This is a genomic window from Psychrobacillus sp. FSL W7-1493 (genome assembly GCF_038004905.1).
In the GTDB taxonomy this organism is placed as follows: domain Bacteria; phylum Bacillota; class Bacilli; order Bacillales_A; family Planococcaceae; genus Psychrobacillus.
The window spans coordinates 187,355-210,374 of sequence record NZ_JBBOSB010000001.1; the positions used below are offsets into that span (position 1 = coordinate 187,355).

The 23,020-nt window shown below is 39.0% G+C and carries 20 protein-coding genes; all 20 read left to right on the top strand.

The annotated features are described in order from the left end of the window. The first annotated feature begins 219 nt into the window (after positions 1-219). Positions 220-3,774 (top strand): DNA-directed RNA polymerase subunit beta, encoded by a 3,555-nt coding sequence (gene rpoB, locus MKX96_RS00935; RefSeq protein WP_340881366.1) that lies wholly within the window; start codon positions 220-222, stop codon positions 3,772-3,774. A gap of 134 nt (positions 3,775-3,908) precedes the next feature. After that, positions 3,909-7,511 carry a DNA-directed RNA polymerase subunit beta' gene (gene rpoC / locus MKX96_RS00940; protein WP_340881369.1) on the top strand — a complete coding sequence of 1,201 codons (3,603 nt, stop codon included), beginning with the start codon at positions 3,909-3,911 and terminating at the stop codon, positions 7,509-7,511. 130 nt (positions 7,512-7,641) lie between these two features. Next, entirely contained in the window at positions 7,642-7,890 is a 249-nt protein-coding gene (locus MKX96_RS00945) for a ribosomal L7Ae/L30e/S12e/Gadd45 family protein (RefSeq protein WP_340881372.1), read from the top strand. Positions 7,891-7,987: 97 nt separating this feature from the next. Further along, positions 7,988-8,407, top strand: coding sequence for a 30S ribosomal protein S12 (gene rpsL / locus MKX96_RS00950; RefSeq protein WP_169359373.1), 420 nt, complete (start codon positions 7,988-7,990; stop codon positions 8,405-8,407). A gap of 41 nt (positions 8,408-8,448) precedes the next feature. Next, complete coding sequence (gene rpsG / locus MKX96_RS00955; RefSeq protein ID WP_169359372.1) at positions 8,449-8,919, top strand: 30S ribosomal protein S7; 471 nt, start codon at positions 8,449-8,451, stop codon at positions 8,917-8,919. 50 nt (positions 8,920-8,969) lie between these two features. Further along, a complete protein-coding gene (gene fusA / locus MKX96_RS00960) occupies positions 8,970-11,048 on the top strand; it encodes an elongation factor G (RefSeq protein WP_298472463.1) in 2,079 nt (692 codons plus the stop codon). A 116-nt stretch (positions 11,049-11,164) separates the two neighbouring features. Next, positions 11,165-12,352 carry an elongation factor Tu gene (gene tuf / locus MKX96_RS00965; protein WP_298472467.1) on the top strand — a complete coding sequence of 396 codons (1,188 nt, stop codon included), beginning with the start codon at positions 11,165-11,167 and terminating at the stop codon, positions 12,350-12,352. A gap of 90 nt (positions 12,353-12,442) precedes the next feature. Further along, the gene (locus MKX96_RS00970; protein WP_169359369.1) at positions 12,443-13,132 is read left to right on the top strand and encodes a response regulator transcription factor; all 690 of its coding nucleotides are present in this window, start codon (positions 12,443-12,445) and stop codon (positions 13,130-13,132) included. Then, a complete protein-coding gene (locus tag MKX96_RS00975) occupies positions 13,129-14,160 on the top strand; it encodes a sensor histidine kinase (protein WP_340881378.1) in 1,032 nt (343 codons plus the stop codon). Before MKX96_RS00970 ends, MKX96_RS00975 begins: the two co-directional genes overlap by 4 nt. A gap of 98 nt (positions 14,161-14,258) precedes the next feature. After that, on the top strand, positions 14,259-15,020 hold the full coding sequence (locus tag MKX96_RS00980; RefSeq protein WP_340881381.1) for an ABC transporter ATP-binding protein: 762 nt from the start codon (positions 14,259-14,261) through the stop codon (positions 15,018-15,020). Continuing rightward, on the top strand, positions 15,010-16,989 hold the full coding sequence (locus tag MKX96_RS00985) for an ABC transporter permease (protein WP_340881384.1): 1,980 nt from the start codon (positions 15,010-15,012) through the stop codon (positions 16,987-16,989). Before MKX96_RS00980 ends, MKX96_RS00985 begins: the two co-directional genes overlap by 11 nt. 181 nt (positions 16,990-17,170) lie before the next feature. Continuing rightward, positions 17,171-18,487, top strand: a complete 1,317-nt coding sequence (locus MKX96_RS00990) for a Na+/H+ antiporter family protein (protein ID WP_340881386.1) — start codon at positions 17,171-17,173, stop codon at positions 18,485-18,487. Positions 18,488-18,865: 378 nt separating this feature from the next. Further along, positions 18,866-19,174: a 30S ribosomal protein S10 gene (gene rpsJ / locus MKX96_RS00995; RefSeq protein ID WP_042478628.1), complete on the top strand. Its 309-nt coding sequence runs from the start codon at positions 18,866-18,868 to the stop codon at positions 19,172-19,174. 45 nt (positions 19,175-19,219) lie between these two features. Continuing rightward, on the top strand, positions 19,220-19,849 hold the full coding sequence (rplC, locus tag MKX96_RS01000; protein ID WP_144540976.1) for a 50S ribosomal protein L3: 630 nt from the start codon (positions 19,220-19,222) through the stop codon (positions 19,847-19,849). Positions 19,850-19,875: 26 nt separating this feature from the next. Continuing rightward, positions 19,876-20,499, top strand: a complete 624-nt coding sequence (gene rplD / locus MKX96_RS01005; protein ID WP_169359364.1) for a 50S ribosomal protein L4 — start codon at positions 19,876-19,878, stop codon at positions 20,497-20,499. Beyond that, positions 20,499-20,783 carry a 50S ribosomal protein L23 gene (gene rplW / locus MKX96_RS01010; RefSeq protein WP_144512677.1) on the top strand — a complete coding sequence of 95 codons (285 nt, stop codon included), beginning with the start codon at positions 20,499-20,501 and terminating at the stop codon, positions 20,781-20,783. The genes rplD and rplW overlap by 1 nt, the downstream gene beginning before the upstream one ends. A gap of 41 nt (positions 20,784-20,824) precedes the next feature. Further along, positions 20,825-21,655, top strand: coding sequence for a 50S ribosomal protein L2 (rplB, locus tag MKX96_RS01015; protein WP_169359362.1), 831 nt, complete (start codon positions 20,825-20,827; stop codon positions 21,653-21,655). A 60-nt stretch (positions 21,656-21,715) separates the two neighbouring features. After that, the gene (gene rpsS, locus MKX96_RS01020; RefSeq protein WP_090567829.1) at positions 21,716-21,994 is read left to right on the top strand and encodes a 30S ribosomal protein S19; all 279 of its coding nucleotides are present in this window, start codon (positions 21,716-21,718) and stop codon (positions 21,992-21,994) included. Positions 21,995-22,014: 20 nt separating this feature from the next. Continuing rightward, complete coding sequence (rplV, locus tag MKX96_RS01025) at positions 22,015-22,359, top strand: 50S ribosomal protein L22 (RefSeq protein WP_144540983.1); 345 nt, start codon at positions 22,015-22,017, stop codon at positions 22,357-22,359. 3 nt (positions 22,360-22,362) lie between these two features. Beyond that, positions 22,363-23,019, top strand: coding sequence for a 30S ribosomal protein S3 (rpsC, locus tag MKX96_RS01030; RefSeq protein ID WP_169359361.1), 657 nt, complete (start codon positions 22,363-22,365; stop codon positions 23,017-23,019). The last annotated feature ends 1 nt before the right edge of the window (position 23,020 follow it).

Consider the following 23,020-nt stretch of genomic DNA (forward strand, 5'->3'; position numbering starts at 1 on the left):
ATCGCTATGATATTATAATAAAATGCAAAAATATTATTTTGAGGACTTATGCCCTTTTGTATAAAAGCTATACTTTATGGGTATACTGGCCGAGAAAAGTTTGGTGAATCAAAAATGAGCTCTTATTAAGAACTCGTTTTCTTTTTGTCTTTCGATATCATACACCAAAATGTCTATATCGAAAAGACCTAATATCGCTTTAATTGAGGGGTGAATGAGTTGACAGGTCAACTAGTTCAGTACGGACAACACCGCCAGCGTAGAAGTTTTGCGCGTATTAGTGAGGTGCTAGAGTTACCGAATCTTATTGAGATTCAAACAGCATCTTATGAATGGTTCCTTGAAGAAGGTTTACGTGAAATGTTTAAAGATATTTCACCAATCGAGGATTTTACAGGCAATCTATCATTGGAATTTGTCGACTATAGTTTGAATGAACCAAAGTATTCAGTCGATGAATCAAAAGAACGTGACGCAACATACGCAGCACCACTACGCGTAAAAGTACGTCTTCATAACAAAGAAACGGATGAAGTGAAGGAACAGGATGTCTTTATGGGTGATTTCCCACTAATGACAGAAACCGGAACTTTCGTAATTAATGGTGCTGAGCGAGTAATCGTATCTCAGCTAGTCCGTTCACCAAGTGTATACTTCCATGACAAAACTGACAAAAATGGTAAAAAAGGCTTTGGTGCTACAGTTATTCCTAACCGTGGTGCATGGCTGGAATACGAGATTGATGCAAAGGACGTAGTCTATGTTCGTATTGATAGAACTCGTAAATTACCAGTAACTGTTTTACTTCGTGCTTTAGGTTTCGGTTCAGATCAAGAAATCATTGATTTAATCGGTGACAATGAGTATTTACGTAACACGCTTGAAAAGGACAATACAGAAACTACTGAAAAAGCGTTATTAGAAATCTATGAACGCTTACGTCCTGGTGAGCCACCAACAGTGGAAAGTGCAAAGAGCTTGCTATACTCTCGCTTCTTTGACCCAAAACGCTATGACTTAGCTAATGTTGGTCGTTACAAAATGAACAAAAAATTGCATATTAAAAATCGTTTATTTAACCAAACGGTAGCAGAAACGCTAGTGGATCCTGAAACAGGTGAAATCTTAGTTGAAGCTGGTACGCTGATTGATCGTCGTGTATTAGACAGACTGATTCCACATCTGGAAAACGGAATTGGCTTTAAAACATTCTCTCAAGTAGGTGGAGTGTTAGAAGACGATATTACGGTTCAATCGATTAAAATTTATGCGCCAAATGATGAAGAGCAAAAAGAAATTAACGTAATTAGTAATGCGTATGTGGAAACAGAAGTTAAAAACATTACGCCTGCTGACATCGTTTCATCTATTGGTTACTTCTTTAACCTATTATTCAACGTTGGAAACACAGATGATATTGACCATCTTGGTAACCGTCGTTTACGTTCAGTTGGAGAGTTATTGCAAAACCAATTCCGTATTGGTCTTTCTCGTATGGAACGTGTAGTTCGTGAGCGTATGTCTATTAACGATACACAAGCAATTGTTCCACAACAGCTGATAAATATTCGTCCAGTTATTGCATCTATCAAGGAATTCTTTGGTAGCTCGCAGTTATCTCAGTTCATGGACCAAACAAACCCACTTGCAGAGTTGACTCATAAGCGTCGTCTATCTGCTTTAGGACCCGGTGGTTTAACGCGTGAGCGTGCAGGGTTCGAAGTACGTGACGTTCACTACTCTCACTATGGTCGTATGTGTCCGATTGAAACTCCTGAGGGACCAAACATTGGATTAATTAACTCACTTTCCAGTTTTGCGAAAGTAAATAAATTTGGATTTATCGAAACACCATACCGTCGTGTGGACCCTGAAACAGGTCTTGTGACTTCTCGTATTGATTACCTAACAGCTGATGAAGAGGACAACTACGTTGTTGCGCAAGCAAACTCGCCACTATCTGAAGATGGTGCTTTCAAAAACGAAGAAGTAGTTGGTCGTTTCCGTGGAGATAACACGGTATTTAGAAGAGATCAAATTGATTACATGGACGTTTCGCCGAAGCAAGTAGTTTCTGCAGCGACAGCATGTATTCCGTTCTTAGAAAATGATGACTCTAACCGTGCCCTAATGGGAGCGAACATGCAACGTCAAGCGGTTCCTCTTTTAAACCCAGAAGCTCCGTTTGTCGGAACTGGGATGGAACACGTCAATGCACGTGACTCTGGTGCAGCGGTTATTGCGAAATATCACGGTATCGTAGAACACGTAGAAGCGAAGGAAATTCGTGTACGTCGAATTGAAGAAGTGGACGGAAAAGAAGTTAAAGGTGACTTAACAACTTATAAAGTACACAAATTCGAGCGTTCTAACCATGGTACATCTATTAACCAACGTCCAATCGTTAAAGTTGGAGACCGCGTTAAACCTTTAGATATTCTTGCAGATGGTCCATCTATGGAACAAGGAGAGCTTGCACTAGGTCGTAACGTACTAGTAGCCTTCATGACATGGGACGGATACAACTACGAGGATGCTGTAATTATGAGTGAACGTCTTGTGAAAGATGATGTCTATACTTCTGTGCATATAGAAGAATACGAATCAGAATCACGTGACACGAAGCTTGGGCCAGAAGAAATCACTAGAGATATTCCAAACGTCGGAGAAGATGCATTACGTAACTTAGATGACCGTGGGATTATCCGTGTTGGTGCAGAAGTAAGAGACGGAGATATTTTAGTTGGTAAAGTAACACCTAAAGGGGTTACAGAACTTACTGCTGAAGAACGTTTACTTCATGCTATTTTCGGTGAAAAAGCGCGTGAAGTTCGCGATACATCTCTACGTGTACCTCATGGTGCAGGCGGAATTGTATTAGACGTTAAAGTCTTCAATCGTGAAGATGGAGATGAGTTATCACCAGGCGTTAACCAATTAGTACGTGCTTATATCGTTCAAAAACGTAAAATCTCTGTAGGGGATAAAATGGCCGGACGACATGGTAACAAAGGGGTAATCTCTCGTATTCTACCGGAAGAAGATATGCCTTTCCTTCCAGACGGAACACCAGTAGATATTATGTTAAATCCACTAGGGGTACCTTCTCGTATGAATATCGGGCAAGTATTAGAGCTTCACTTAGGTATGGCTTCTAGACTTCTTGGTGTACACATGGCTTCACCAGTATTTGATGGTGCCAACGAGGAAGATGTTTGGAACACAATGGAAGAAGCAGGCTTAAACCGTGATGGTAAAACGACTCTATATGATGGTCGTTCAGGTGAACCTTTTGATAACCGCGTATCTGTAGGGGTTATGTATATGATCAAACTTGCCCACATGGTTGATGATAAGCTTCATGCTCGTTCAACAGGACCTTATTCACTTGTTACGCAACAGCCTCTTGGAGGTAAAGCACAATTCGGTGGACAACGTTTTGGTGAGATGGAAGTATGGGCACTAGAAGCTTATGGTGCTGCTTATACATTACAAGAAATCTTAACGGTTAAATCCGATGACGTGGTTGGACGTGTGAAAACATATGAAGCGATCGTTAAAGGAGAAAGCGTTCCTGAACCAGGCGTTCCTGAATCATTCAAAGTATTGATAAAAGAACTTCAAAGTTTAGGTATGGATGTTAAGATGTTAACAATTGACGAAGAAGAAATTGAACTTCGCGATTTAGATGAAGATGACGATATTCCGGCAGCTGATGCGCTTGGTTTATTACCAATAGCTAACGAAGAAGAGCCAGTTGGAAACTTAGAGTAAGGCAAAGCAGGAATAATTGATTAGATAAAAAATCGGACAGGTGATGCCTGTCCGTATTTCCGTATTAAATTGCATTATGCAGAGCTACTTGGAAGGTCTTTCTAAAGACTCAAGACTAAAGGGAGGTAGGCTCCTTGATAGACGTTAATAATTTTGAGTATATGAAAATTGGTTTAGCTTCACCAGATAAAATTCGTTCATGGTCTTATGGAGAAGTAAAAAAACCTGAAACAATTAACTATCGTACACTAAAACCTGAAAAAGATGGGTTATTCTGTGAGCGTATTTTCGGTCCAACAAAAGACTGGGAATGTCATTGTGGTAAATACAAACGTGTTCGTTATAAAGGCGTAGTTTGTGATCGATGTGGAGTTGAGGTTACGCGTTCGAAAGTTCGTCGTGAGCGTATGGGACACATTGAATTGGCAGCTCCTGTATCACATATTTGGTATTTCAAAGGTATTCCAAGCCGTATGGGTCTGATTTTGGATATGTCTCCAAGATCACTTGAGGAAGTAATTTACTTTGCTTCTTACGTAGTAATCGAACCAGCGGATACACCTCTTGAAAAGAAACAATTACTTTCTGAAAAAGAATACCGTGCATACCGAGATAAGTTTGGCAGCAAATTCCAAGCGGCTATGGGTGCAGAGGCTATTAAGCGTCTATTATCAGAAATAGATCTAGAAAGTGAAACTGAACACCTAAAAGAAGAGTTGAAAACAGCTCAAGGTCAACGTCGTACACGTGCGATTAAACGTTTAGAAGTAGTTGAATCATTCCGTAACTCAGGGAATAAGCCAGATTGGATGATCTTAGATGTTCTTCCGGTAATTCCACCAGAATTACGTCCAATGGTTCAATTAGATGGTGGACGCTTTGCGACATCAGATTTAAATGATTTATACCGTCGTGTGATCAACCGTAATAACCGTTTAAAACGCTTATTAGACTTAGGTGCTCCAAGCATCATCGTTCAAAATGAAAAACGTATGCTACAAGAAGCTGTAGATGCATTGATTGATAATGGTCGTCGTGGCCGTCCGGTAACAGGACCAGGTAACCGTCCGTTGAAATCACTTTCTCACATGCTTAAAGGGAAACAAGGTCGTTTCCGTCAAAACTTACTTGGTAAACGCGTGGACTATTCTGGTCGTTCCGTTATCGTAGTAGGACCAAACTTAAAAATGTACCAATGTGGACTTCCAAAAGAGATGGCAATCGAGTTATTTAAACCGTTTGTTATGAAAGAGCTAGTGGAACGAGGCTTGGCACATAATATTAAGAGTGCAAAACGCAAAATCGAGCGCATGCATCCTGAGGTTTGGGATGTACTAGAAGATGTAATCAAGGAGCATCCGGTTTTATTAAACCGCGCACCTACTCTTCACCGTCTAGGTATCCAGGCATTTGAACCAACATTAGTAGAAGGCCGTGCAATTCGTCTTCACCCTCTAGTATGTACAGCATATAACGCTGACTTTGATGGTGACCAAATGGCTGTTCACGTTCCTTTATCAGCAGAAGCACAAGCGGAAGCTCGTCTATTAATGCTTGCAGCACAAAACATTTTGAACCCTAAAGATGGTAAACCAGTTGTTACACCTTCTCAAGATATGGTATTAGGTAACTATTACTTAACACTAGAGCGTAAAGGTGCAATGGGTGAAGGTTCTACATTCTACGGTCCAGAAGAAGTGTTAATCGCATATAACACTGGTCATGTACATTTGCATACTCGAATTGCAATTGCTGCATCATCATTAAAAAATCCGACGTTTACGGAAGAACAAAACAAGATGTTGTTATTAACTACTGTAGGTAAAGTTATTTTTAACGAAATACTTCCTGAAACGTTCCCGTACATTAACGAACCAACGGATTATAATTTACAAATTGAAACACCTGAAAAATATTTCATCTCTACTACAACAGATGTGAAAAAACATATTGAATCTATGGATCTTGTTCAACCATTCAAGAAGAAAATTCTAGGTAATATCATCGCTGAAGTATTTACACGTTTCCATATTACAGAAACTTCTAAAATGCTTGACCGTATGAAAGCACTTGGATTTAAGTACTCCACTAAGGCTGGTATAACTATTGGTATCTCTGATATCGTCGTACTTCCAGACAAAGGTGAGATTCTTGAAGAAGCACAAGGAAAAGTAGATAAAGTATTGAAACAATTCCGTCGTGGTCTAATAACAGAAGAAGAGCGTTATGCAAGCGTTATTGGACATTGGAGTAGAGCAAAAGAAGTTATTCAAGAAAAACTAATGAAATCATTAGATAATATGAACCCGATCTTCATGATGAGTGACTCTGGTGCCCGTGGTAACGCGTCCAACTTTACTCAACTTGCAGGTATGCGTGGTCTGATGGCCAATCCGGCTGGTCGAATTATCGAACTTCCGATCAAGTCATCGTTCCGTGAAGGTTTAACAGTACTTGAATACTTCATCTCTACACATGGTGCACGTAAAGGTCTTGCCGATACAGCACTTAAAACAGCCGATTCAGGTTACCTAACTCGTCGTCTTGTTGATGTAGCGCAAGATGTAATCGTACGTGAGGATGACTGTGGTACTGACCGTGGCTTACTAATAGGATCTCTTATGGAAGGAACGGAAGTTATTGAAGAGTTTGGCGAACGTATTGTTGGTCGTCATACGAAGAAAACAATTTTCCATCCTGAAAAAGGGCATGTTATTTTAGAAAGAGACGGCTTAATTACTAATGAAATCGCGCGTTTGATTGAAGATGCTGGAATTACTCAATTAACTATCCGCTCAGCATTTACTTGTAATACGAAACACGGTGTATGTAAAAAATGTTACGGCTTGAACTTAGCTACTGGTGACAAGGTAGAAGTAGGGGAAGCGGTAGGTATTATCGCAGCTCAATCTATCGGGGAACCAGGTACTCAGTTAACGATGCGTACATTCCATACAGGTGGGGTTGCCGGTGATGATATCACACAAGGTCTTCCACGTATTCAAGAGATCTTCGAAGCTCGTAATCCAAAAGGGCAAGCGGTTATTTCAGAGATTACAGGTACGGTTACTGAAATCGATGAAATTAGAGAAGGACAAAAAGAAATTACAATTCAAGGTAATGTAGAGACTCGTAAATACTTAGCACCATACAATGCTCGTCTAAAAGTTCAAGTAAATGACGTAATCCATCGTGGCCAAGTATTAACAGAAGGTTCTATCGATCCTAAGGAATTGTTAAAAGTAAAAGATGTTTCAACTGTTCAAGAGTACTTGTTAAAAGAAGTACAAAAAGTTTATCGTATGCAAGGGGTAGAAATTGGTGATAAGCATATCGAAGTAATGGTTCGCCAAATGCTTCGTAAAGTGCGCGTAATTGAAGCGGGAGAAACTGACTTGCTTCCTGGCTCACTATTAGATATTCATCAATTTGCTGAAGCGAACAAAGAAGCAGTACTTCAAGGTAAGATTCCTGCAACTTGTCGCCCAGTTATCCTTGGTATTACAAAAGCATCTCTTGAAACAGAATCATTCTTATCAGCAGCATCTTTCCAAGAAACAACTCGTGTCTTAACGGATGCAGCTATTAAAGGAAAACGTGATGAGCTACTTGGATTGAAAGAAAACGTTATTATTGGTAAACTAGTTCCGGCTGGTACTGGTATGCAACGTTACCGTCAAATTCAAATAACTAAAAACGAATCAGATGCACAAAAAGAAGCAGTAAGCGCAGAATAACTTTATATTAGGGAGAGTTAATAATAATTCTCCCTAATATTTTCTTGTTAAGTGTTGACACTTTTTGCAGGGAATGATAATATATTTAAGGTTGATAGTTATCGGACTTGTAGCTTTGGAGGATATGTAAATGTCTTATGAAAAAGTAAAACAAGCAGACAAAACGATCATAGGTACAAAGCAAGCAGTAAAAGCAATGAAAAAAGGGCTTGTCAAAGAAGTATATATTGCACTTGATGTAGAATTGAGAATCATTGAATTAGCACGTCAGGCAGCAAACGATAATGATGTCCCAATTACCTATGTCGAGTCTAAAATAGACCTTGGTAGAGCCTGTGGTTTGCGTTTAGGCGCTTCCGTTGTGGCTATTACTGTGTAACAGTTTTTGTGTTAAGCACAAAGACTTTGTTTTTACCCAAAAAATGAACCACCTGGATGTGTGGTATTAAAAGAACAAATGAAGGGAGGAATAATCGATGCCTACAATTAACCAATTGGTACGTAAGCCTCGTAAATCCAACATCACGAAATCAAAGTCTCCAGCATTAGGAAAAGGCTACAATAGCTTTAAAAAATCAGCTACAGATCTTAATTCGCCACAAAAGCGTGGGGTTTGTACTCGTGTTGGGACAATGACGCCGAAAAAACCAAACTCAGCACTTCGTAAATACGCTCGTGTACGTTTAACAAATACGTTAGAGGTAACAGCTTATATTCCAGGAGAAGGACACAACCTACAAGAACATAGTGTTGTACTTATCCGCGGAGGACGTGTAAAAGATTTACCAGGGGTACGTTACCATATCGTACGTGGTGCTCTTGACACAGCTGGTGTTACTGGTCGTATGCAAAGCCGTTCTCTATACGGTGCAAAACGCCCTAAAGTTAAAAAATAATCTATTTAATAAATTGACATTCGTCGAAAGGAGGAAAACACATGCCTCGTAAAGGTCCTGTTTCCAAACGTGACGTGTTACCAGATCCAATATATAATTCGAAACTAGTAACTCGTTTAATTAATAAAATGATGATTGACGGTAAAAGAGGTACTTCTCAAAAAATTCTATACGGTGCGTTTGATCTTGTGAAAGAACGTTCTGGTAAAGATGCATTAGAAGTATTTGAAGCTGCATTAACTAACATTATGCCAGTTCTTGAAGTTCGTGCTCGTCGTGTTGGTGGTGCTAACTACCAAGTACCGGTTGAAGTACGTCCTGACCGTCGTTATACTTTAGGTCTTCGCTACCTAGTAAACTATTCACGTCTTCGTGGAGAAAAAACTATGGAAGAGCGTTTAGCTAATGAAATTCTTGATGCATCTAACAACACTGGTGCTTCTGTTAAGAAACGTGAAGATATGCACAAAATGGCTGAAGCTAACAAAGCATTTGCTCACTATCGTTGGTAAGATTCTAATACAATCATACTCTAATCCGAAATTGGAAGGAGAAATACAATATGGCTAGAGAGTTCTCCTTAGACAAAACACGTAATATCGGTATCATGGCTCACATCGATGCTGGTAAAACGACTACTACGGAGCGTATTCTATACTACACTGGTAAAATCCACAAAATTGGGGAAACTCATGAGGGTGCTTCACAAATGGACTGGATGGAGCAAGAGCAAGAACGTGGTATCACTATCACTTCTGCTGCGACAACAGCTGCTTGGGATAATCACCGTGTAAACATTATCGATACACCTGGACACGTAGACTTCACTGTTGAAGTTGAACGTTCACTTCGTGTACTTGATGGTGCGGTTACAGTACTAGATGCTCAATCTGGTGTTGAACCACAAACTGAAACAGTATGGCGTCAAGCTACAACTTACGGCGTACCACGTATTGTTTTCGTAAACAAAATGGACAAAACAGGTGCAGACTTCCTATATTCTGTAGGAACTCTTCGTGACCGTTTACAAGCTAACGCTCATCCAATTCAGTTACCAATCGGTGCTGAAGACGAATTCAGCGGTATCATTGACCTAGTGACAATGAAAGCTACTGTATACGGAAATGACTTAGGTACTGATATCCAAGAAGTTGAAATTCCAGAAGAATATAAAGCACAAGCTGAAGAATACCGTGAAAAATTAGTTGAAGCGGTAGCTGAGCTTGATGAAGATCTAATGGAAAAATATCTTGGTGGAGAAGAAGTTACGAACGAAGAATTAGTTGCTGGTATCCGTAAAGGTACTCTTAACGTAGAATTCTATCCAGTAGTATGTGGTACAGCATTCAAAAACAAAGGTGTTCAAAAAGTTCTTGATGCAGTAGTTGCTTACCTTCCATCACCACTTGATATTCCAGCTATGAAAGGTATCGATCCTGACAGTGAAGAAGAAGTAGAACGTCATTCTGACGATTCTGAACCATTCTCTGCGTTAGCGTTTAAAGTTATGACTGACCCTTATGTTGGTAAATTAACTTTCTTCCGCGTATATTCTGGTACTCTTCAATCTGGTTCATACGTACAAAACTCTACTAAAGGGAAGCGTGAGCGCGTAGGACGTATCCTACAAATGCATGCTAACTCTCGTGAAGAGATCTCACAAGTTTATGCTGGAGATATTGCTGCAGCAGTAGGCTTAAAAGATACAACAACTGGTGATACACTTTGTGATGAAAAGTCTCTAGTAATTCTTGAATCTATGGAATTCCCAGAGCCAGTTATCTCACTTTCTGTAGAACCAAAAACAAAAGCTGACCAAGATAAAATGGGTCAAGCACTACAAAAATTAGCTGAAGAAGATCCAACATTCCGCGTACACACTGACCAAGAAACTGGTCAAGTTATCATCGCTGGTATGGGTGAACTTCACCTTGATATTCTAGTTGACCGTATGCGTCGTGAATTCAAAGTAGAAGCTAATGTAGGTGCTCCTCAAGTATCTTACCGTGAAACTTTCCGTTCATCGGCACAAGTTGAAGGTAAATTCGTTCGCCAATCTGGTGGACGTGGTCAATTCGGACACGTTTGGATCGAATTCTCACCAAACGAAGAAGGAAAAGGCTTTGAATTTGAAAATGCTATCGTTGGTGGTGTAGTACCGCGTGAATATATCCCAGCTGTTGAAGCAGGTCTTCGTGACTCTCTTGACAACGGGGTAATCGCTGGATTCCCATTAATCGATATCAAAGCTAGATTATTCGACGGATCATACCATGATGTTGACTCGAATGAGATGGCATTTAAAATTGCTGCATCTATGGCATTGAAAAATGCTGTATCTAAAGTAAACCCTGCACTTCTTGAGCCAATCATGAAGGTAGAAGTTGTTATTCCTGAAGAATATTTAGGAGACATCATGGGTGATATCACATCTCGTCGTGGACGCGTTGAAGGTATGGACGCTCGTGGTAACGCACAAGTAGTACGTGCAATGGTTCCACTTGCAGAAATGTTTGGATATGCAACGTCATTACGTTCAAATACACAAGGTCGAGGAGTATTCTCGATGGTATTTGACCACTATGAAGATGTTCCAAAATCAATTGCTGAAGAAATCATCAAAAAACATAAAGGTGAATAATTAATTTTTCATCTTGATTCAAGCATAACTTTCTTGTAGTGTATGAATTATAGGGACTACTTGTCCCTATCTTTTATCATAAAAAAAACTAACAATTACTGAGGAGGATTTCTCTAATGGCTAAAGAAAAATTTGACCGTTCCAAAACACATGCTAACGTTGGTACAATCGGACACGTTGACCATGGTAAAACAACTTTAACTGCTGCAATCGCTACAGTTCTTTCTAAAAAAATGGGTGGAGTAGCGAAATCTTACGCTGACATCGATAACGCTCCTGAAGAAAAAGAGCGCGGAATTACAATCAACACTTCTCACGTTGAATATGAAACTGAAACTCGTCACTACGCTCACGTAGACTGCCCAGGACATGCTGACTATGTTAAAAACATGATCACAGGTGCAGCTCAAATGGACGGCGGGATCTTAGTAGTATCTGCTGCTGATGGCCCAATGCCACAAACTCGTGAACACATTCTTTTATCTAAACAAGTAGGTGTTCCATACCTAGTTGTATTCATGAACAAATGTGACATGGTTGATGACGAAGAATTACTTGAATTAGTTGAAATGGAAGTTCGTGACCTTCTTTCTGAATACGATTTCCCAGGCGACGACATTCCAGTAATCAAAGGTTCTGCTCTTAAAGCTCTTGAAGGAGAGCCAGAATGGGAAGAAAAAATCGTTGAATTAATGGACGCTGTAGATAACTACATCCCAACTCCAGAACGTCAAACTGACAAACCATTCATGATGCCAGTTGAGGATGTATTCTCAATCACTGGTCGTGGTACAGTTGCTACAGGACGTGTTGAGCGTGGACAAGTTAAAATCGGTGACGTTGTAGACATTATCGGTATTACTGAAGAAGCAAAATCAACTACTGTAACAGGTGTTGAAATGTTCCGTAAACTTCTTGACTATGCTGAAGCTGGAGACAACATTGGTGCTCTTCTTCGTGGGGTTTCTCGTGAAGAGATCCAACGTGGTCAAGTATTAGCTAAACCAGGTTCAATTACACCACACACAGACTTCAAAGCTGAAGTTTATGTTCTTTCTAAAGAAGAGGGTGGACGTCATACTCCATTCTTCTCAAACTACCGTCCTCAGTTCTACTTCCGTACAACTGACGTAACAGGTGTTTGTAACTTACCAGAAGGCGTAGAAATGGTTATGCCTGGAGATAACATCGAAATGACTGTTTCTCTAATCTCTCCAATCGCTATCGAAGAAGGTACTAAATTCTCTATCCGTGAGGGTGGACGTACTGTAGGCGCTGGTGTAGTTGCTACTATCACTAAGTAATCTTATTTAAACTGTTAAAACCATCTCGTGACGACGAGATGGTTTTTTTTATGTGTATAATTGTGTACACTGGGATTAGGAGGTAATTATATGCGAAAAATTATGCTAATAGAAGATGATGTTTCTATATTTAATTTATTAAAGGAAAAATTTCATCTATGGTCATTTGAAGTTATAGGCCCTACTGATTTTCAACAAGTACTTCCTAGTTTTTTAGAACAGAAACCCGAGTTAGTTATGATAGATATACAGCTGCCAGCATATGATGGTTTCCATTGGTGCCGAGAAATTCGAAGACATTCTAAAGTACCTATTATATTTCTTTCCTCACGAGATCACCCAATGGATATGGTCATGGCCATGCAGATGGGGGCGGATGACTTTGTTCAAAAGCCTTTCAATATGGAGGTTTTATTAGCAAAGGTTCAAGCTATTTTAAGGAGAACGTATGATTATGGAGAGGAACAGTCAGATATCGTTCATTGGAATGGTGCAATTATTGATTACTCTAGAAGTACAATTTCCAAAGAAGAACAAGAGGCTGAACTTACAAAGAATGAGTTATTTATCCTTAGAGTATTAGTCCAATCTGTAGATAAAATAGTATCGAGAGATGAACTCATGAGAAAGCTATGGGATGATGAAAAGTTTGTAAATGATAATACTCTTTCTGTAAATGTTAATAGATTGAGGTTAAAGTTAGAACAAATTGGATTAGATGAGGTTATTGTAACGAAGAAGGGATTAGGCTATCTAGCTGTTACTAAGGAGGAGCTATGAGGTTACTGTTATATTATATTAGAGAGCGAATTGCCTGGATTTTATTTTTTGGCTTTTTCCAGCTTTGGCTCAATATTCTCCTGACGGTTGACGTTGCCTTTACCAATACTTCTATTGTGTACTTGAATGGTACCAACCTACTTTTATTTTTAGTATTCTTTTTATGGCGATACTTTAGGGAAACAAAGTTTATAAAAAGTGTTTTAAAGATTAATCAGGGTGACCCGACTTTCGATGAGCTTATAGCAAGACTACCAGAAGGACAATCACTTTTTGATAAAATGATTATAGAAGAGGTTGAATTACTAATTTTAACCGGAAAACAAGAACTGAATGATTCCAATACCAGTTCTCTTGAAGAGAAGGATCAAACTCTTTCCTGGATACATGAGATGAAGACACCGCTAACCAGTATGAAACTAATGATAGACAATGTAGAAGATCCAACACTTAAGAAGCAATTAGAAGTAGAATGGCTTCGACTGCATATGCTCTTAGATCAACAACTTCATAAAACACGACTTCCTTCAATTGAAAAGGATAATGTAATCGAGGAAGTAACTATACAAAGAGTTGTATTTCAGGAAATTAAAGAGCTGATGCCATGGTGTATACAACGAAATATAGGGTTTGAGGTTAGCGACTTGGAACACGTCATACTAACAGATCAGAAATGGCTAGCGTTTATTCTAAGGCAGCTAATATCAAATGCAGTAAAATATAGTAAAGAGAATAGTGAAATTCGGATTTTTACTTCTACAGATGATTTAGGTCACCTAATCCTTTCTATTCAAGATCAAGGGATAGGAATAGCACAATCGGATTTGCCAAGAATTTTTGAAAAGTCTTTTACTGGCAGGGTTGGCAGAGAGAGTGCTGCTTCAACTGGAATGGGTCTATACTTAGCAAAGAATTCCGCCGAAAAGCTAGGGATCAGGATCAACGTTGTTTCTGATATTGGTCAGGGTTCTACCTTCTCCTTACACTTTCCACTACAAAATGAGATGCAACAAATACTAGGTAGGTGACGAAAATGTCATCTACTTTCTTTGATTGTCACCTAAAACGAACGATTTTACTAGAATTAATGGGTAAAATGAAGTTAATAAAAGGTAGGAGGTAGACCATGGTAATTTTAAGAGGTCGCAAGATTAAAAAAGTATTTGGTAAAAAATCTAATACTCAAGAAGTATTAAAGGATATTGACATAGAAGTTCGAGAAGGAGAGTTTGTTGGAATTATGGGACCTTCGGGTTCAGGGAAAACAACGCTATTAAATGTCTTAGCTTCCATTGATAAAGTTACATCTGGATTAATCGAGATTAACAATAATAATCTTCAAAAAATGAAAGAACAGAAGCTTTCCAAATTTAGAAGAGAACAGTTAGGTTTTATCTTTCAGGATTATAATTTGTTGGATACACTAACAGTTAAAGAAAATATTTATCTACCATTATCTGTAGGAAAATCCTCTAAGAGCGAGGGGGAGGAAAAGATAAGGGAGATTACAACTCTGTTAGGAATTGAAGATATTTTAAACAAATATCCTAATGAGATATCTGGTGGTCAAAAGCAACGAACATCGGCGGCAAGAGCACTAGTTGGTAATCCTTCAATTGTATTTGCAGACGAGCCCACTGGAGCTTTAGATTCTAAATCGGCTACGGCGTTGTTAAGTAATCTAGAAAAAATAAACAAAGAAAAGAAAGTTACGATTATGATGGTAACGCATGACTCTGTAGCTGCGAGCTTTTGTTCACGTGTTCTATTTCTAAAGGACGGTCAAATATACTCGGAGTTGTATAAAGGTGATAAGGATCGCAAGCAATTTTTCCAAGAGATTATGAATACCCAAGGTGTATTAAGTGGTGATGGCTATGACGCTTAATCAATTGGTTCTAAGAAGTATGAGGAAAAATATAAAGAGTTATTATCTTTATGTCTTTGCTTTAGTCTTCAGTGTTTCATTATATTATTCCTTTGTCACATTACAGTATAATCCCGCAATCGTTAATGAAATCGGGACTGGAAGATCAGCAGCTGCATTAGAAACAGCTTCCTATTTATTATTATTTATTGTAACTTTCTTTGTACTCTATGCTAATAAGCTTTTTATGAACAGACGGAGCAAGGAAATAGGTTTGTACCAGCTAGTCGGAATGTCCAAGAGCCTAGTGGCTAGACTAATAGCAATAGAGAACATTATTCTCTGGTTCAGTGCGATTGTCATTGGTGTATTAGTAGGTTTACTTTCCTCAAGAATATTTGTAATGATTCTCTTAAAAATAGTAGAAAAGGATGCATTTGTCGAGCTCTCATTTTCTATAGAAGCACTAATGACTACTGTAGTTGTTTTCTCCGTACTATTATTGATAGTTATTCTACAAACTGCAATAAGAATCAAAAGAGTAACTCTGCTAGCTCTCATTACAACTACTGCAGTCGCAGACGAGCGAGTCAAAAAGTTTAATGCCTTTCAGATGTTTTTAGGATTTATAGGGTTGATTTCTATAGGATATGGCTATTATTTATCGACGACACTGTTAGATTTGGATAACTTACCATCTGCTAATGTACTGTTATTCAAAATGGTTTCTATCCTTGCTTTAACGATTGGCGGAACCTATTTTGTATTTCGATTCTCGGTAGCATTAATCTTAAATTTTGTAAGAAAAAGTAAAAAAGGTTTACTGTCTATTCAAGATGTATTGTCTTTATCCACAATCATGCACCGAATGAAAGCCAATGCCATGTCTCTGACTACTATTACAGTATTGTCAGCGACTACGCTAGCAATATTAACATTAACCTATATCTCTTACTATTCCACGGACTCAGTGGCAAAAGAGGCAGTACCTTATGATTATATAATGTATGAGGATACTGGCTTCGAATTGGTAGAGGAATTTGATAAAGAAGGTATTCAATATACCAGGTATGATATAGATTTACTAGAGGTTCCAGCAGATGTTCGCCCATTATTAGTCAAGGAGTCTGCATTAAATAAAAATTTATCCACCGAGCTAGGTATACAGGTTGTAAGCCTAAAGGCGATTCAAAATAAGCTTCCTAATATTCAATTACAAGAAGGGGAAGGCTATATACTGGGTTATGATAGTTTGAGTGCAGAAAACATAAGAATAGAATCACAAAAACCAATCCAGTTCAATACTTCAACAGGTAAAGAGGAAATATTTATTAAAGAAGTGATAGAAGATCGGTTAGTACCTGATTATCATAATTATGGTTTATTTACAGTTGTAGTGTCCGATTCTTTTTTTCAAAAGCTACTTAATGACCCTCTTACTGTGAATCAAAAAATAGTTGGTATGGACTTGAAGGAAGAAAATCAACTAATAAAGGCACAAGAAGTATTTGAAGCAAATAAAGTGTCAGTGGAAATACCTATTCCAGGTAATGACCGAGCAACAAACACAGTCAGTGTAGAATCTCAGGAAGATTATCGTATAAAGATGTTAGATTCACTTGGAATGACTATTTTTATAAGTGGATTTTTAGGCTTAGCGTTTTTAATAGCTACGGGTAGTATTCTGTACTTCAAGCAAATGTCTGAGGCGGATGAAGAGAAAGGTACCTATAAAGTTTTACGAAAAATGGGCTTCACTACTAATGAAATTATGAGTGGGATCCGACGTAAGCAGCTGTTCAACTTCGGCTTTCCATTAATCATAGGGTTAGCACACAGTTATTTTGCAGTAAAATCGGGGTGGGTTTTGTTTGGCACCGAGTTGGTAGCTCCACTATTGATCACGATGGGTATATATATTGTTCTATACTCTATCTTTGCAATTCTTTCTGCAGGGTACTATCGAAAAGTAGTTAAAGCTGCTTTATAAAGAAAAAGAAAAAGCTTGGTTTCCAATTGGAAGTCAGGCTTTTTTTATATAGAAGCTAGTGGGCCACTGTAAAATGCTTGGATGTTAACTATTGGCATAGTTTATTCTATTGACAATATGGAAAAAAGAATATAAACTTCTATCATGTTAGCAATCTAGTGTGTGAAAGTGAGTGTGTAAAATGAATGCAGTACTAATTGCAGTTGCAGTTATGTTAGTTCTGAGTCTACTTCGTATAAATGTAGTATTCTCATTGATTATAGGAGCATTGGTAGGGGGCCTCACAGCAGGCTTATCGGTCGCAGATACAATAAAAGCGTTCACGGATGGATTAGGTGCTGGAGCTACAATAGCGCTTAGCTACGGGCTTTTAGGAGGCTTTGCGGTGGCTATCTCCAAGACAGGAATACCAGAGCTATTAGTAGCAGCTATTCTCAAGCTTGTAAAAAGAGAAGGAGATTCCCAGAAGACTGGTCTAGCTAAGACGTTAATATTCTTGTTATTACTGATGATGGCTATATTCTCGCAAAATTTAATACCAATCCATATCGCATTTATCCCATTATTAGTTCCGCCAATTTTGAAAGTACTAAATATGCTTCAGATTGACCGTAGATTGATTGCAACTATTTTAGCGTTTGGATTGATTACACCATACATGTTGTTGCCATATGGTTTCGGTGCAATCTACCAAGAGATCGTGGCTACTCAGATGGGGCTATCTGGTCTAGCAATCAATTTAGATGATATTCCTCGAGCAATGGTAATACCGGCGCTAGGAATGGTGGCAGGATTAGTTATGGCGTTTGTATTATATAGAAAGCCAAGACAATACAAACAACAGGAAGTTGCTGTAGAGGAATTACAATTGAACGTTAAAAAGAGTAGTGTATTTTTCACTATTATTTCATTGATTGCTGCCTTGTATGTTCAGATTGAAACAGACTCAATGATAGCTGGGGCTTTAGCGGGTATTACTGTACTGTATATCACAGGAGCTTTAAAATGGAAGGAAGCGGACCTCCTATTAACTGAAGGTATGAGAATGATGGCTTTTGTAGGTTTTGTCATGATTACAGCAAATGGGTTTGCTTCTGTGATCAATGCAACTGGTGATGTAGAAAATTTAGTAGAAGCTTCAGCGGAGTTGCTTGCAGGTAACGTCAGCTTAGCCGTACTCATTATGTTAGTCATTGGGTTAATCGTAACAATGGGCATAGGATCTTCGTTTGCAACTATTCCTATCATTGCAGCTATTTTTGTTCCTCTAGGATTAGAGTTAGGATTAAGTACTATGGCGATTATAGCCCTGGTAGGAACAGCTGGTGCATTAGGAGATGCCGGCTCCCCCGCATCTGATTCAACGCTGGGTCCGACCGCGGGATTAAGTGTAGACGGTCAGCACAATCATATTTGGGATACTTGTGTGCCTACGTTCATTTGCTACAATATCCCGTTAATCATTTTTGGTTGGTTTGGAATTGTATATATACTATAGAAGAGAGAGCTCCTTAGTGAGCTCTTTTTCTTTTGAATAGAAGAAGGTAATTTGTCTCTTGCATGATGACACTTGTGGAACAAGGGATAAAGGAATTTCTACCATTCATTTCATTTGTATTTTTAGTGATAATTTTATATACTAGAAAACGGCTAAAAAATGTATTGTTTAAATGAATATATATAAAGTTGAAGCATATAAAAAGAATTTGAGAAAAAGACTTGCATATTCTATTTTTATTGGATATAATGTTGAATGTTGGTCTTTGACTGCGATGAAACGAGAGGTTACCGACACACCCGGCCGCTTTGCCATGGCGAGTGTACGGAAAATTTTCGTGGAGAATGTCTAGAAAATAGGCGAAAAGGAGGGAAAATAATGGCAAAACAAAAAATTCGTATTCGTTTAAAAGCGTATGATCACAGAATCCTGGATCAATCTGCTGAGAAAATTGTAGAAACTGCTAAACGTTCAGGTGCAAGTGTATCGGGTCCGATTCCACTTCCGACTGAAAGATCTGTGTATACGATTCTTCGTGCTGTTCATAAGTATAAAGATTCTCGTGAGCAATTCGAAATGCGTACGCATAAACGTCTTATCGATATCGTTAACCCAACACCACAAACTGTTGATGCGTTAATGAAGCTTGACTTACCATCTGGCGTTGATATAGAAATCAAACTTTAATGGTAAAAGATAAAAAACAACAAATTATTATAGGAGGTGTGACGGATGACCAAAGGAATCTTAGGTAGAAAAATCGGTATGACGCAAGTATTTGCTGAGAACGGTGACTTAATCCCTGTAACAGTTATTGAAGCTACTCCAAACGTAGTACTTCAAAAGAAAACTGCTGAGACAGACGGATACGAAGCAATTCAGTTAGGTTTTGAAGATAAGCGCGAAAAGCTTTCTAACAAACCAGCTAAAGGACACGTAGCCAAAGCTAGCACCGCTCCTAAGCGCTTCATCCGCGAATTCCGCGGCTTGGATACAGCTAATTACGAGGTTGGTCAAGAAGTCAACGTAGAAAGTTTTGCAGAAGGCGATGTAATTGATGTAACAGGTATTACTAAAGGTAAAGGTTTCCAAGGTGTTATTAAACGCCACGGACAATCTCGTGGACCAATGGCCCATGGATCTCGTTACCACCGTCGTCCAGGTTCAATGGGGCCAGTTGCTCCGAACCGTGTATTCAAACAAAAGAAATTACCTGGTCAAATGGGTGGGCACACAGTAACAATCCAAAACTTACAAATCGTAAGAGTGGATGCTGAACGTAACCTACTATTAGTAAAAGGTAATGTTCCTGGTTCTCGTAAATCACTAGTAGTTGTTAAGGCTGCTATTAAATCGAAATAATTCTCTGAAGAAAGGAGGAAACAGGAATGACAAAGGTGTCTTTATTCAATCAAGCAGGATCTTCTGTTGGTGAAATCGAGTTAAACGATAAAGTTTTCGGAATTGAACCAAACGAATCTGTGCTATTTGAAGCTATCATTTCTCAACGTGCTTCACTACGTCAAGGTAATCATAAAGTGAAAAATCGTTCTGAAGTAGCTGGTGGTGGTCGTAAACCATGGAAGCAAAAAGGAACAGGTCGTGCTCGTCAAGGTTCGATCCGCTCTCCACAATGGCGTGGTGGTGGTACTGTATTCGGTCCAGTTCCACGTAGCTATAGCTATAAATTACCTAAGAAAGTACGTCGTCTAGCTCTTCTTTCAGCTCTTTCATCTAAAGTGCGTGAAGAAAGCATTGTAGTACTTGAAGGTTTAGCATTTGATGCTCCAAAAACAAAAGAATTCGTGAAAGTGTTAACTAACCTTTCAATCAATAAAAAAGCGTTAGTAGTAACTGCTGATTTAGATGAAAACGTAGCATTAGCTGCTCGTAACATCCCTGGAATCACAGTTGTGTCTGCAACAGGCATTAACGTTTTAGATTTAGTTGGTCACGATAAATTAGTGATGACTAAAGCTGCAGTAGAAAAAGTAGAGGAGGTGCTTGGATAATGGAAGCACGTGATATTATTAAACGTCCGGTCATTACCGAGCGTTCTTCTGAAGTAATGGCAGATAAAAAGTACACTTTCGAAGTGGACACTCGCGCTAACAAAACTCAAGTTAAATATGCAGTAGAAGAAATCTTTGGAGTAGATGTTGAGAAAGTTAACATCATGAACTACAAAGGTAAATTCAAACGCGTAGGTAAATTTGGTGGTTATACTAACAAACGTCGTAAAGCGATTGTTACATTAACTCAAGACAGCAAAGAAATCGAGTTATTCGAAATTTAATCCTTATATAAGGAATTAATAATCAAGAAGGAGGGAATAAAATGGCGATTAGAAAGTATAAACCAACGACAAACGGACGTCGTAACATGACTTCACTTGATTACGCTGAAATCACAACGAACAAGCCTGAGAAATCACTACTTGCTCCTGTTAAGCGTAAAGGCGGCCGTAACAATCAAGGTAAAATTACTGTTCGTCATCATGGTGGTGGACACAAACGCCAATACCGCGTAATTGATTTCAAACGAAACAAAGACGGTATTCCAGCACGTGTTGCTACTATTGAATATGATCCAAACCGTTCTGCAAACATCGCATTAGTAAATTATGCTGATGGGGAAAAACGCTATATCCTAGCTCCTAAAGGCTTAGAAGTGGGAATGACAATCGTGTCAGGACCAGAAGCTGATATTAAAGCAGGTAATGCACTTCCATTGCAAAACATCCCTATGGGTACTACTATCCATAATATCGAAATGAAACCTGGTAAAGGTGGTCAGTTAGTTCGTTCTGCTGGTACATCTGCTCAATTACTAGGTAAAGAAGGTAAGTACGTTATCGTACGTTTACAATCTGGTGAAGTACGTTTAATCCTAGGAGTTTGCCGCGCTACTATCGGTGAAGTAGGAAACGAACAACACGAACTTGTAAACATCGGTAAAGCAGGTCGTAATCGTTGGTTAGGTAAACGCCCAACTGTACGTGGATCTGTAATGAACCCGAACGACCATCCACATGGTGGTGGTGAAGGACGTACTCCAATCGGACGTAAGTCTCCAATGTCTCCATGGGGTAAACCAACTCTTGGATACAAAACTCGTAGCAAGAAAAACAAATCCGACAAACTTATCATTCGTCGTCGTAAAAAATAAAGTGGTTTTACTACGGTTCAAAGAACGAGCCGTGGTGCAATCACGGAGGGAGGTTTCAGCATGGGTCGTAGCTTGAAAAAAGGACCTTTCGCAGACGATCATTTATTGAAAAAGGTCGATGCACAAAAGGATTCTGAGAAAAAACAAGTGATTAAGACTTGGTCTCGCCGTTCAACAATTTTCCCAACTTTTATCGGGTTAACTATCGCTGTATATGACGGACGTAAACATGTTCCTGTATACGTGACTGAGGATATGGTAGGTCATAAACTAGGCGAGTTTGCACCAACACGCGCTTATAAAAGTCATGGTGCAGATGATAAGAAAACAAGACGCTAATTTGAGAGGAGGTCATTCAAATGTCACAAGCAAAAGCTATTGCTAAAACAGTGCGCATTGCTCCTCGTAAGGTAAGATTAGTCGTTGATTTAATCAGAGGTAAGCAAGTTGGCGAGGCAGTTGCAATTTTACAACTTACACCAAAAGCAGCATCACCTGTTGTTGAGAAAGTTTTAAAATCTGCTATTGCGAACGCAGAGCACAATTATGATTTAGATATTAACAACCTAGTTGTTTCTGAAGTATTTGTTGATGAAGGTCCAACACTAAAACGTTTCCGTCCACGTGCGATGGGTCGTGCAAGTGCTATCAACAAACGTACAAGCCACATCACGGTAGTGGTATCTGAGAAGAAGGAGGGATAATTCGTGGGTCAAAAAGTTCATCCAATAGGATTGCGAGTTGGGATCATTCGTGACTGGGAGTCAAGATGGTACGCTGGCAAAGACTATGCAAACTTACTTCATGAAGATTTAAAAATTCGTAAGTACATTGAAACTCGTTTAAAAGATGCATCTGTTTCTACAGTAGAAATCGAGCGTGCTGCTAAACGTGTAAACATTACAATTCACACTGCGAAACCAGGAATGGTAATCGGTAAAGGTGGTACTGAAGTCGAAGCACTTCGTAAACACTTAAACGATATCACTGGCAAGCGTGTACACATCAACATCGTAGAAATTAAAAGAGCTGACCTTGATGCTAAATTAGTAGCAGAAAGTATCGCACGTCAATTAGAAGGCCGCGTATCTTTCCGTCGTGCTCAAAAACAAGCAATTCAACGCACAATGCGTTCTGGCGCTAAAGGTATTAAAACTCAAGTATCTGGACGCTTAGGCGGAGCAGACATCGCGCGTGCTGAACATTACAGCGAAGGAACTGTACCACTTCATACACTACGTGCAGATATTGATTATGCACATGCTGAAGCTGACACAACTTATGGTAAGTTAGGCGTTAAAGTATGGATCTATCGTGGTGAAGTCCTTCCAGTTAAGAAGAACTCTGAGGAAGGAGGCAAATAAT